Source organism: Marinobacterium sediminicola, assembly GCF_022343685.1.
GTDB lineage: Bacteria > Pseudomonadota > Gammaproteobacteria > Pseudomonadales > Balneatricaceae > Marinobacterium > Marinobacterium sediminicola.
Window position 1 is genome coordinate 1,429,307 of sequence record NZ_CP092123.1, and the last position, 11,873, is coordinate 1,441,179.

General features: G+C 56.2%; 11 protein-coding genes. 2 read left to right on the forward strand and 9 right to left on the reverse strand.

Going from position 1 to position 11,873, the window contains the following annotated elements; translation table 11 throughout:
- Window positions 1-106 precede the first annotated feature (106 nt).
- Entirely contained in the window at window positions 107-760 is a 654-nt protein-coding gene (locus tag LN244_RS06545; RefSeq protein ID WP_239042046.1) for a TetR/AcrR family transcriptional regulator, read from the forward strand.
- Between the two features lie 100 nt (window positions 761-860).
- A complete protein-coding gene (gene fabV, locus LN244_RS06550) occupies window positions 861-2,057 on the forward strand; it encodes an enoyl-ACP reductase FabV (RefSeq protein ID WP_239042047.1) in 1,197 nt (398 codons plus the stop codon).
- 128 nt (window positions 2,058-2,185) lie between these two features.
- Here fabV and LN244_RS06555 read toward each other — a convergent pair whose 3' ends face one another.
- The 9 genes from LN244_RS06555 to LN244_RS06595 all read right to left on the reverse strand — a co-directional run bounded on the left by LN244_RS06555 (window position 2,186) and on the right by LN244_RS06595 (window position 11,863).
- Window positions 2,186-2,389: a hypothetical protein gene (locus LN244_RS06555; RefSeq protein WP_239042048.1), complete on the reverse strand. Its 204-nt coding sequence runs from the start codon at window positions 2,387-2,389 to the stop codon at window positions 2,186-2,188.
- A 119-nt stretch (window positions 2,390-2,508) separates the two neighbouring features.
- Window positions 2,509-3,111: a hypothetical protein gene (locus LN244_RS06560; RefSeq protein WP_239042049.1), complete on the reverse strand. Its 603-nt coding sequence runs from the start codon at window positions 3,109-3,111 to the stop codon at window positions 2,509-2,511.
- Window positions 3,112-3,259: 148 nt separating this feature from the next.
- A complete protein-coding gene (locus LN244_RS06565) occupies window positions 3,260-4,081 on the reverse strand; it encodes a class I SAM-dependent methyltransferase (protein WP_239042050.1) in 822 nt (273 codons plus the stop codon).
- A 50-nt stretch (window positions 4,082-4,131) separates the two neighbouring features.
- Complete coding sequence (locus LN244_RS06570) at window positions 4,132-5,820, reverse strand: AMP-binding protein (protein WP_239042051.1); 1,689 nt, start codon at window positions 5,818-5,820, stop codon at window positions 4,132-4,134.
- Between the two features lie 58 nt (window positions 5,821-5,878).
- Complete coding sequence (locus LN244_RS06575; protein ID WP_239042052.1) at window positions 5,879-6,457, reverse strand: peroxidase-related enzyme; 579 nt, start codon at window positions 6,455-6,457, stop codon at window positions 5,879-5,881.
- A gap of 61 nt (window positions 6,458-6,518) precedes the next feature.
- Window positions 6,519-7,427 carry a hydroxymethylglutaryl-CoA lyase gene (locus LN244_RS06580; protein WP_239042053.1) on the reverse strand — a complete coding sequence of 303 codons (909 nt, stop codon included), beginning with the start codon at window positions 7,425-7,427 and terminating at the stop codon, window positions 6,519-6,521.
- On the reverse strand, window positions 7,427-9,421 hold the full coding sequence (locus tag LN244_RS06585; protein ID WP_239042054.1) for an acetyl/propionyl/methylcrotonyl-CoA carboxylase subunit alpha: 1,995 nt from the start codon (window positions 9,419-9,421) through the stop codon (window positions 7,427-7,429). The genes LN244_RS06580 and LN244_RS06585 overlap by 1 nt, the downstream gene beginning before the upstream one ends.
- A 5-nt stretch (window positions 9,422-9,426) precedes the next feature.
- Window positions 9,427-10,227: an enoyl-CoA hydratase/isomerase family protein gene (locus tag LN244_RS06590; RefSeq protein ID WP_239042055.1), complete on the reverse strand. Its 801-nt coding sequence runs from the start codon at window positions 10,225-10,227 to the stop codon at window positions 9,427-9,429.
- Window positions 10,228-10,252: 25 nt separating this feature from the next.
- The gene (locus tag LN244_RS06595; protein WP_239042056.1) at window positions 10,253-11,863 is read right to left on the reverse strand and encodes a carboxyl transferase domain-containing protein; all 1,611 of its coding nucleotides are present in this window, start codon (window positions 11,861-11,863) and stop codon (window positions 10,253-10,255) included.
- Between the last annotated feature and the right edge of the window lie 10 nt (window positions 11,864-11,873).

An 11,873-nucleotide genomic window follows, 5' to 3' on the forward strand; every position in this document is an offset into this window, starting at 1 on the left:
AATTTACGTTACATTACACTCATTACTATAATCGATTGATTCAGGCCGATATATTCACTGAGAGGCGCTGATATAATGTCGCCATATCAAGATGCAGAATAAGCTGATGAACAACGTGCAATCGGATGAGAATGCAAGACCCTGTGGCCTGACTCCCAAGGGCCTGGAGCGTCAGAGACGAATCCTCGACGCCGCCCGTGAGGTGTTTCTTGAGCAGGGCTACGATAACGCCAGTATCAACGACATCATGTGCCGGGCCGGCGGCTCGTTAAGCACGCTGTATCGCCTCTTCGGCAGCAAACTGGGGCTGTTCGAGGCGATGATGATGCAAACCTCCAACAGGGTGTTTGCCGCCTTCGAAGCGGTTGAATGTGCAGCCAAGCGTGGTGACTCACCGGAGCAGGCATTGAAACGCTATGGACACTTGCTGCTGGAGCGGGTACTGAGTCCTGAAGCGATAGGGTTGTACCGACTGGTCAGCATGGATTGCAGCAGTGAACGAGAACATATCCAGTCACTGTTTTATGCTCAGGGGCCCAAGCGTATCAACGAAAAGCTCAGTGCGTATCTGCAGCGTCAGGTTGAGCAGGGCATCATGAACATCAGGGATACGGAAACGGCTGCTTTCCAGTTTATGGAGATGGTCAAGGGTAATTTCCAGCTGCGCGCGCTGATGGGCGTTTCAATCAGTAAGGAGGAGCAGGATCGAGCGGTCGATCAGGCCATTGAGCTCTTCCTGTATGGCGCCATGGCTTGCTAGCCAGAGTCTGAGACCGGCTGGGTGCTGTTGTCTGGCGCCCAAATACGTTATCTTAAGCAGCAATTTTGTACCTGAACATAATGATGGCACCGAATCGAATATGATTATCAAACCGAAAATTCGTGGCTTTATCTGTACGACCACGCATCCTGTTGGCTGTGAAGCCAATGTCCGTGAACAGATCGCATACACCCAGGCACAGGGCAAGATCGAAAACGGTCCCAAGCGCGTGCTGGTGATCGGCGCATCCAGTGGTTACGGTCTGTCTTCACGCATTGCCGCTGCTTTCGGCAGCGATGCCGCCACCATCGGTGTCTTCTTCGAAAAACCGGGCACCGAGCGCAAGTCGGGTACGGCTGGCTGGTATAACGCTGCGGCTTTCGACAAGTGTGCGAAGGAAGCAGGCCTGTATGCCAAGAGTCTGAACGGCGATGCTTTCTCCCATGAAGCCAAGCAGAAAACCATCGAACTGATTAAGGAAGACCTGGGTCAGGTCGATCTGGTGGTGTACTCGCTGGCGTCTCCGGTGCGTAAAATGCCGGAAACCGGTGAAGTCGTTCGCTCGGCTCTGAAGCCGATTGGCGAACCTTACCGCTCGACTGCGATCGATACCAACAAGGATGTGATCACCGAAGCCGAGATCGAACCGGCAACGGAAGAAGAAGTTGCCAACACCGTAACCGTGATGGGCGGTGAAGACTGGGAACTCTGGATCAATGCCCTGGAAGACGCCGGTGTACTGGCTGATGGCTGCAAGACCGTGGCCTACAGCTACATCGGTACCGATATCACCTGGCCGATCTACTGGCACGGTGCGCTGGGCAAAGCCAAGCAGGATCTGGACCGTGCTGCCAATGAGCTGAATGCCAAGCTTTCCGGCGCTCACAATGGTCAGGCGAACGTTGCTGTGCTGAAGTCTGTCGTGACTCAGGCCAGCTCTGCCATTCCGGTGATGCCGCTGTACCTGTCCATGGTATTCAAGGTCATGCGCGAGCAGGGTGTCCATGAAGGCTGTATGGAACAGGTTCACCGCCTGTTCAAGACTGGTTTGTACGGTACCACTGCCGAGATCGACGACGGCAACCGTTACCGCATGGACGACTGGGAGCTGCGTGAAGACGTACAGCAGGCCTGCCGTGATCTCTGGCCGCAAGTGACCAGCGAAAACCTGTTCGATGTGACCGACTACCAGCTGTACAAGGACGAGTTCCTGAAACTGTTCGGTTTCGGTATCGACGGTGTTGACTACGAAGCTGACGTGAATCCGGACGTGCAGTTCGACGTGATCGATATCTGATCCTCATGTGATGCACGTTAAAAACCCCGCCGAGTGCTCTATTCGGCGGGGTTTTTTGTATCTGGGCTTTTTCGTTCGGTAGGGCTGTTTCATAGCCGGCTGATCGGTATGACCCATACAACATTGTGCTATTCGGAAGTGTGGTCCATATCACTATCCAGAATCAGATGCGCATCATCCGTATCCTTGTGGGCGTGTGCATGGACTTCTTGTGCAGTCCCGGCGTTTAGCAGGATACGGCTCAGGATAGTGTCTTCCGGCTCATCCTTATGCAAACGTCTGGCGACGATTGCGGCGTAGACATCATTGGATACGGTGATGGTTCTGGACATATCAGTACCTCCCGGCTTGATGTGTTTCCTCTACCTTAAGGAAGTATGGTGTATGGAGTTGAGAATGCCACCACACCTGCTCGCGTGCTGGGAGGGATGCAGAAGAAAGCCAGCGAATGTCACGGGTGCGGTTGGAACATCTCGGTATCCGAGGGGCGATCTGCAGCCGAGCGAAAAGCCAGTGAAGCCTGTGCAAGCCGTCGATAAAGCTGACGGTTGCGACGGTGAGGAAACCATTCGATCATCACAATGGCCAGTGCTTCCCAAATGGATACCCAGGCTGCGATAGTGAGGCCCTCGGCAAATACATCGGCAATGATTGAGCGTTCGTTTTCCAGGTGAAGGTTCAACCAGACGGACGTTACAAGGATGCAGAGGCCGATACTGAACAGAATGAATGAGCGACGAAACAGTTGCAGAATATTGTGTAATTCGATGTCGGCCAAATAGAGGAAGTAGGTGTTAAGGCTACTTTCGATGCGCCTGACACCCGCTTCGTTTGGTGGGTAATCAAAGGTGAAGCGGATGATGAATGGAGCGGGGCATAACTCACGTGCAGAGTCGGACAGATACTCGGCAAGGTTTTCATCCAGGTCTCGCCGTATGTAAGGCGCGCTCTTGTCGAAGTCGTTATACAACTCCTCAATACGTGCTGCAGAAACGTCAATGACGAGAGTACCGGCACTGTCCCGGTCATATCGATCCAGTACTTCCTGTCTCAAGCCACACCTCCGGTGCGTAAGACTTGCAGAAACACGAGTTAAAACATCTCTGCCAAAGGCTTCTGGCAGTGGCTTTTATAGCCCCGTTGAGTTGATCTTGTGCCAAAAGGTCGGATTCTGCCAGCCGCCTCCAGTGCAAGCGAGCGCATTATTCTGCGGTGGCAGATGCGAAAACTTCGACAACCCTGATAGCTTCGGTTTCCAGATTGTGCACCAGGTTCTCCCCCATGGACTTGAATCGGCTGCCCAGCACCAGGGCCGGTGAAAGGGGAGAGGGTTTGGAAGAGGGGCCTTGTTCCTTTTCAAGCTGGCGACGCCGCCAGGTAAGTGCATCCTGGCTCCAGTCTTCAATCCGTATGATGTCGAACCCTGACTCCATAAGTCGAGATGCCAGAATGGTCTGTGTCAGCAGGCATGAGTGGCTGGAATTTTCCGCCCAGGGCACGGGGAAGCGCATCTGGTCGGCGGCAGGGCCTGAAACCACTTCATGCATGACCAGATGACCACCCGGCTTGAGAACGCGTCGGCATTCGCGCAGTACCTGCACGTCATCAGGCATGTTGAGAAAACTGTGCTGAAACAGCACGAGGTCAATGCAGTTGTTGGCGATGGGCAGGTGGTGCGCGTCAGCGGTCAGAATGGAGTTGTGGACCGGCGCAGAAAGACAGGTGTTCAGGCCCAGATTAAGGCGGTTGAGTGCATGGGTAATATCCAGCCCGATCATATTGATGCCCGCCAGGGCGGCCTGTCGCATCAGGCCGCCGGCACCCGAGCCGATATCCAATACCTGTTGATGTTGCGCGGGGTTGAAGTTGCGGAGGAGGCGCTCAGACGCCTTTATACCACCGATGTGCAACTGATCCAGAGGGGCCAATTGATACAGGCTTGCACCCTCCGGGTAGTGCTGGTGCACTCGCTGGAGCACGGTATCGGTATCAAGTTGTTGATCGTAATGCTGGTCAATGCTCATGATCAAAAACGCCGGCCAGTGGCCGGCGTTGAACTCCTTATGCAGCAGGCTTAGTCATCAAGACCCAGTTCTTCGATGGAGATTTCACGCATTTTGAACTTTTGGATCTTGCCGGTTACCGTCATCGGGAAAGCATCCACAAACTTGAAGTAGCGTGGAATCTTGAAGTGGGTGATCTTGCCCTTGCAGAACTCGCGCAAGTCCTCTCCTGTGACGTCGTCGTTGCCGGGGTGCAGCTTGACCCAGGCAATCAGCTCTTCACCATACTTCTTGTCAGGCACGCCGGTTACCTGCACTTCAGAAACTGCCGGGTGCGTATACAGGAACTCTTCAATCTCTTTCGGGTAGACGTTTTCACCGCCACGAATCACCATGTCCTTGATACGTCCGACAATCTGAATGTAACCCTCGTCATCCATGATGGCCAGGTCACCGGTATGCATCCAGCCCGCTTCGTCGATCGCTTCCTCAGTGGCTTTCTCATTGTTCCAGTACTTCAGCATGACGCTGTAGCCACGGGTGCACAGCTCACCAATTTCACCACGCGGCACGATCTGACCATTGCCTGGATCGATGATCTTGCTTTCCAGATGCGGCTGGGTACGGCCGACCGTTGAAACGCGCTTTTCGATGCTGTCGCTGGCACCGGTCTGGGTCGATACCGGGCTGGTTTCGGTCATGCCATAGGCGATCTGCACCTCGGACATGTGCATCTTGTTGATCACCTGCTTCATCACCTCGGTCGGGCAGATGGAGCCGGCCATGATACCAGTGCGCAGAGTAGACAGATCGAAGCTTTCGAACTCCGGGTGGTCCAGTTCGGCGATGAACATGGTGGGTACGCCGTAGAGTGCTGTTGCCTTCTGTGAATGGACCGCTTTAAGCACAGAGGTCGGCTCGAAGCCTTCATCCGGATAGATCATGGTCGCGCCATGGGTAACGCAGCCGAGGTTACCCATCACCATGCCGAAGCAGTGGTACAAGGGCACAGGAATAACCAGACGGTCTTCGCTGGTGAAGCCCATGCTTTCGGCAACGAAGAAACCATTATTGAGAATGTTGTGGTGTGACAGGGTCGCGCCTTTCGGAAAGCCGGTGGTGCCTGAGGTGTACTGGATATTGATTGGCTCATCGAACTGTAGCGTCGCCTGCAGATCCGTCAGGTCTTTCTCGCTGACCTGTTCAGCCTGCTCCATCATATCAGCCCAACGCCACATGCCGGCATGCTTTTCGCTGGACAGATTGATGATGCACTCCAACTCAGGCAGTTTCTGCGACTTGAGTTTGCCGTCAGCACAGGCCTTCAGTTCCGGGGCCAGCTCATACAGCATGCCGCGGTAGTCAGAGGTCTTGAAGCTGTCGGCGGTGATCAGGAAGCGTGCTCCGGACTGATTCAGTGCGTATTCCAGCTCATGGGTACGGTAGGCCGGGTTGATGTTGACCAGAATGGCGCCGATCTTGGCGGTGGCGAACTGGCTCACGGTCCATTCGGAACAGTTCGGAGACCAGACGCCAACGCGGTCGCCTTTACGTACGCCCAGTGCCATCAGGGCGCGGGCACACTGGTTGACCTGCTGCTGCAGCTCACGGTAGCTCCAGTGGATATTCTGATGCAGCACGATCAGGGCATCGTTGTCAGGATACTGATTGGCGATCTCGTCAAACTTGTCGCCAATGGTCATGCCGATCAGCGGTTTGTCGGCGGTGCTGCTGGTGTAGCTAGGTAGAGATTTGCTCATCGTAATGACTCCGATTTTTGTTGTTATGCGGTCAGATGAAAGGGTTGCTCAGCCAACCTTAACGAAAACGTCCGTGATATTCGGGATTCGGTTGCATATCGACTGCGCTGGCCACGCGATTGGTCATATTGTAAAAGCCGGCAATGTTAGCGATGTCCCAGATACCTCTGTCACTGAAGCCGACATCCCGCAGGGACTGACGGTCATGCTCGCTGATTTCGGCCGGACTGACAGTCAGCTTGTGAGCAAAGTCCAGCATGGCTCGCTGGCGAGGTTCAAGCTCGGCAACGCGATAGTTCATCACCATCAGTTCACCCAGCGCCGGATCTTCCGAGTATTCGCGCACGGCAGCGCCATGTGCTGTCAGGCAGTAGTAGCAGCTGTTCTCTGAAGAGACGACCACTGCGATCATTTCCCGCTCCAAAGGGGTAAGCTCGCTGTCGCCGAACATGAGTTCGTTATAGAAGCGGGTAAACACCTCGAACTGGGACAGGTTCTGGCTGTACGCCGTGAGCACATTGGGCACCATACCCAGTTTTTCGTCACACTTGCCGAAGTATTTCTGCACCTCTTCAGGCAGCTGATGACGCTCGGGGATCGGTAGATCAAGAGCGGTGATATGATCGGGCTGTGACATCCTTTAATACCCCTTATTATCGTTATACGGCACGGTTATTCAGTATTACTGTCCGTCGTGCTCAGCGACCGCACTCGCCAAGCGCCAACGCGACCTTGGAGCCGTTGTGACGGCCCAGCTCGCGTGTGATCCAGTGACCGGTGTTGACTACAGCCTGCAGATCGATACCGGTTTCGATTCCAAGCCCCTGCAGCAGGTAAAGCACATCCTCAGTGGCTACATTGCCGGAGGCACCCTTGGCATAAGGGCAACCACCGAGGCCTGCAGTGGAGCTGTCAATGACTGCGATACCCTCTTCGAGTACGGCGTAAAGGTTTGCCAGCGCCTGACCATAGGTATCATGGAAATGAGCGGCCAGTCGATCCATTGAAACCTCCTTGCTCACGACTTCCAGCATTTTTTTGGCTTTCAGTGGTGTGCCAGTACCGATGGTGTCGCCAAGCGACACCTCATAGCAGCCCATGTCGATCAGTTCGCGGCTGACGGCTGCCACCTGTGCAGGATCAATCTCGCCCTGATAGGGGCAGCCCAGGACGGTTGAGACATATCCGCGAACTCGGATACCCGCATGCTGGGCCTGTTCGATCAGCGGACGAAAACGTTCCAGACTCTCGGCAATGCTGCAGTTGATGTTCTTCTGCGTAAAAGCTTCGGAGGCTGCACTGAATACTGCAACCTCGGGTACGTTGGCGGCAATGGCAGCTTCCAGCCCCTTTACGTTGGGGGTCAGCGCCGAATAGGTCACACCGCTGCGACGGTTGATGCCGGCCATGACGGCAGCGGCATCTCCCATCTGTGGGACCCACTTGGGCGACACAAAGCTTGCTGCCTCGATATGGGGGATACCGGCAGCCGCCAGGCGATCGATCAATGACACCTTGGTTTCGGTGGGGATGATCGGGCCAGGCTCATTCTGCAGGCCGTCACGGGGACCGACCTCGACGATACGCACCTGTTGCGGAAATGCCATCAGGCCGCCTCCTCTGTATCCAGTTCGAGAGCAATCAGTTCAGCACCTTCGGAAACCAGATCCCCTTCGGCGAAGAAAACCTCACTGACCGTGCCGGCAGCCGGTGCCTTGATGGAGTGCTCCATCTTCATCGCTTCCATGATGACCAGCGTCTGGCCTGCCGCCACGGTATCACCGGCTTTGACCAGTACCGCGACCACCGAACCATTCATGGGGGCCTGAAGTCCGCCTTCGCTGACTTGGTCTTCAAGCCCGTACTGCTCACGGTACTGGGCACAGTGGAAAGTTTCCCCTTCATGGAAGAGTACCAACTGGTCCTGGTGCAGATCACCGCAGATGCTGAAGCGATGGCCGTTGATGGTGGCCTGGAGACGATCGCCATCAAGGCTGGCGCGGACATCGTAGCTGCTGTCACCGATGCGGATATCGTAACGGTCGTCCTGCTCTAGAATGCTGAGCTGATGTTGTACATCATCGCTGAGCAGGGTCATTGGGCGTGCATACTGCGAGTTGAGACGCCAGCTGTTCTGACGGGCAAAGGGCGACCAGGGATCGGCGGGCAGTGTCTGTTCCGCCTTGCTGCGCAGCAGGAAGAAGCAGGCGCTCAAGACCAGACCCAGGTTCTCATCGAGTCGAGCCGGCGGGAATAACAGGTCTTCGTGCTTGCCGATAAAGCCGGTATCCAGTTCCTCGTTACGGAAGGGGGCGGAATCGGCCAGTGCGTGCAAGAAGCGGATGTTGGTCTTCACACCGCTGATGCGATACTCCTCGAGAGCCTGCACCATACGGTTGATCGCGCGCTCGCGGTTATCATCCCAGACGATCAGTTTGGCGATCATCGGGTCATAGTGGATGCTGACTTCATCACCCTCGACGACACCGGTATCGACGCGTACATGGGCGCTCTCGTCGGGTGTGCGCAGGTAGCGCAGCGTGCCGGTGGCCGGCAGGAAGTCGTGGTCCGGGTCTTCGGCATAGATACGGGCTTCCAGCGCATGTCCACGCAGGCGGATCTGATCCTGCTGCAACGGCAGGGTTTCACCATTGGCTACGCGCAACTGCCACTCGACCAGGTCCTGACCGGTAATCATCTCGGTAACGGGGTGCTCGACCTGCAGGCGCGTGTTCATCTCCATGAAATAGAAGGAGCCGTCAACGTCGTACAGGAATTCGACCGTACCGGCACCGACGTAATCGATCGCCTGGGCTGCGCGAACGGCTGCTTCACCCATCGCCTTGCGGGTTTCGTCACTCAGCCCCGGAGCAGGGGCTTCCTCGATCACCTTCTGGTGGCGGCGTTGAACAGAGCAGTCTCGCTCTGCCAGATAGACACCATTGCCCAGGTTGTCACAGAACACCTGGATCTCCACATGACGTGGCTGTGTCAGGTACTTCTCGATCAGCATGTCCGGGTTGCCGAAGGCGTTTTTCGCTTCACGCTGGGCAGCCGCCAGTGCTTCGTCAAATTCTGACATCGACTCAACGACACGCATCCCCTTGCCACCACCGCCAGCAACGGCTTTCAGCAGCAGCGGGAAACCGCATTTCTCGGCTTCTGCACGCAGGAGTTCGGGAGACTGGTCGTCACCGTGGTAACCGGGAACCAGTGGTACACCGGCATCCTGCATGATGGCCTTGGCTGCAGACTTGGAGCCCATGGCAGCAATAGCGGACGCAGGAGGGCCGATGAAAACGATATCATTGGCTTCGCAGGCCTTGGCAAATTCAGTGTTCTCGGACAGGAAACCATATCCCGGATGGATGGCCTGGGCGCCGCTGGCCTTGGCGACTTCAATGATCTTGTCGGCACGCAGGTAGCTTTCGCTGCTGGGGGCCGGACCGAGCAGGAAGGCTTCGTCAGCCATGGCAACGTGACGAGCGTGTCGGTCAGCCTCTGAATAAACGGCGACGCAGCGGATACCGAGACGATGTGCAGTCTGGATCACTCGGCAGGCAATCTCGCCACGGTTGGCAATAAGGATTTTGTTAAACATGTCTATTATTCCTCGATCCAGTTCGGTGTGCGCTTGCCGAGGAAGGCGCTCAGTCCTTCCTGACCCTCTTCGCTGACACGGATGTCAGCGATGCGGCGGGCCGTATCATCAATGACCGACTGGTCAATGGTTTTCTGGCTGACGGCAAAGATCAGCTCCTTGGCGGCATTCATCGCCTGGGGGCTGTTGCGGCGCAGCAAGGCGATAAAGCGTTTGCAGGCTTCGTCGAGCAGGTCTGCATGCGGGACTACTTCGTGGACCAGACCGGCATCGGCAGCGACCCTGGCGCTGAAAGGCTCAGCGGTCAGGAAATAACGGCGTGACAGGCGCTCACCAATGGCACGGACCACATAGGGGCTGATCACCGCCGGTATCAGGCCAATTTTGACTTCGCTGAGGCAGAACTGGCTCTGCTCGGTTGCAATGACAATATCGCAGCAGGCCGCGAGGCCGACAGCACCGCCATAGGCGGCGCCCTGAACAAGGCCAATCGTCGGTTTGCTGTGGTTGTTCAGTACTTCCATCAGCCGGGCAAGCTGGCCGGCATCTTCGAGGTTCTCCTGATGGCTGTTCTGAGCCATCCGCTTCATCCAGCCCAGGTCAGCACCAGCAGAGAAATTACGGCCATTGGATCGCAACACCAGTACGCGTACGTCAGGATTGCGGTCAGTGGCTTCAAGGGCCTCGATCAGTGCTGCAATAATGGTGTCGTCAAAGGCGTTATGCACCTCAGGCCGATTCAGTGTCAGAGTCGCAACGCCCTCGGCGGAGACCTCCAGCAGCACGGTGTTATTGTTATTATCCATAGCGCTATCCTATTAAACCTCGGTCTTACATGCGGAAGACGCCAAAGCGGGTCTCGTCTATCGGCTTGTTCAGTGCAGCTGACAGGCCCATGCCGATGACATCGCGTGTCTGGGCCGGGTCGATAACACCATCATCCCAGAGGCGGGCACTGGCATAGTAGGGGTGACCCTGATGCTCATAGGTATCGATGATCGGCTTTTTGAACGCCTTTTCTTCATCGGCGGACCATTCTTCTCCAGCACGCTCCATGCCGTCGCGCTTGACGGTGGCCAGTACACCGGCAGCCTGCTCACCACCCATCACGGAGATGCGCGCATTTGGCCACATCCACAGGAAGTTGGGGCTGTATGCACGGCCACACATGCCGTAGTTGCCTGCACCGAAGCTGCCACCGATCAGAACGGTCAACTTGGGTACGTTGGCACAGGCCACCGCGGTGACCATCTTGGCACCGTGTTTGGCGATACCTTCGGATTCGGCTTTCTGGCCGACCATGAAGCCGGTGATGTTCTGCAGGAACAGCAGCGGGATTTTGCGCTGACAGCAGAGTTCGATGAAGTGGGCGCCCTTCTGGGCTGAATCGCCGAACAGGATGCCGTTATTGGCGACGATACCGACCGGATAACCATGGATATGCGCGAAACCGGTCACCAGGGTGGTGCCGTAATACTTCTTGAACTCATCAAATTCGGAGCCATCTACGATACGGGCAATCACTTCACGCACGTCGAACGGCTTGCGCAGGTCAGTACCGACGATCCCGTAGAGCTCCTCGGCCGAATAAAGCGGGGCGTCAGGCTTGCGCAGGTTGAGGTCATTAAGCTGCTTGCGATGATTCAGGTTACGTACGCAATCACGAGCGATCTGCAATGCGTGCTGATCGTTTTCGGCGTAATGGTCAGCCACGCCGGACACCTTGCAGTGCACATCGGCACCACCCAGGTCTTCTGCGCTGACGACTTCGCCTGTCGCGGCCTTTACCAGTGGCGGTCCTGCGAGAAAGATGGTGCCCTGATTACGCACGATGATGGATTCGTCCGCCATTGCGGGCACATAGGCACCGCCAGCAGTACACAGCCCCATGACCACCGCGATCTGCGGGATGCCTTTCGAGGACATGCGTGCCTGGTTGAAGAAGATGCGGCCAAAGTGGTCACGGTCGGGGAAAACATCGTCCTGACGGGGCAGGTTGGCACCACCGGAATCCACCAGGTAAATGCAGGGCAGATGATTTTGCTCGGCGATTTCCTGGGCGCGCAGATGCTTTTTCACCGTCAGTGGGTAGTAGGTGCCGCCTTTGACGGTAGCGTCATTGGCAATGATCATGCATTCCACGCCACTGACCCGGCCAATACCGGTGATGATCCCGGCGGCGGGCACTACTTCGTCATAGACGTTATAGGCGGCGAGCTGAGACAGTTCAAGGAAGGGCGAACCTTCATCAATCAGAGCATTGATACGGTCACGTGGCAGCAGCTTGCCGCGAGACAGGTGGCGTTCCTGATACTTGGGACCGCCGCCCTGTTCGATCTGGGTAACCTTGTCACGCAGGTCGCCAACAGCGGCTTCCATGGCATCCTGGTTGGCCCGGAATTCGTCCGAGCGCGGATTTACTTTGCTATGCAGTTGAGTCATCGAAGGCTCC

Coding starts and splice junctions, on each gene's coding strand:
- LN244_RS06580 (WP_239042053.1), bottom strand. CDS start 7,427: ATGGCATTTCCGCAACAGGTGCGTATCGTCGAGGTCGGTCCCCGTGAC.
- LN244_RS06570 (WP_239042051.1), bottom strand. CDS start 5,820: ATGAGCAAATCTCTACCTAGCTACACCAGCAGCACCGCCGACAAACCG.
- LN244_RS06545 (WP_239042046.1), top strand. CDS start 107: ATGAACAACGTGCAATCGGATGAGAATGCAAGACCCTGTGGCCTGACT.
- LN244_RS06555 (WP_239042048.1), bottom strand. CDS start 2,389: ATGTCCAGAACCATCACCGTATCCAATGATGTCTACGCCGCAATCGTC.
- LN244_RS06565 (WP_239042050.1), bottom strand. CDS start 4,081: ATGAGCATTGACCAGCATTACGATCAACAACTTGATACCGATACCGTG.
- LN244_RS06585 (WP_239042054.1), bottom strand. CDS start 9,421: ATGTTTAACAAAATCCTTATTGCCAACCGTGGCGAGATTGCCTGCCGA.
- LN244_RS06575 (WP_239042052.1), bottom strand. CDS start 6,457: ATGTCACAGCCCGATCATATCACCGCTCTTGATCTACCGATCCCCGAG.
- LN244_RS06595 (WP_239042056.1), bottom strand. CDS start 11,863: ATGACTCAACTGCATAGCAAAGTAAATCCGCGCTCGGACGAATTCCGG.
- LN244_RS06590 (WP_239042055.1), bottom strand. CDS start 10,227: ATGGATAATAACAATAACACCGTGCTGCTGGAGGTCTCCGCCGAGGGC.
- fabV (WP_239042047.1), top strand. CDS start 861: ATGATTATCAAACCGAAAATTCGTGGCTTTATCTGTACGACCACGCAT.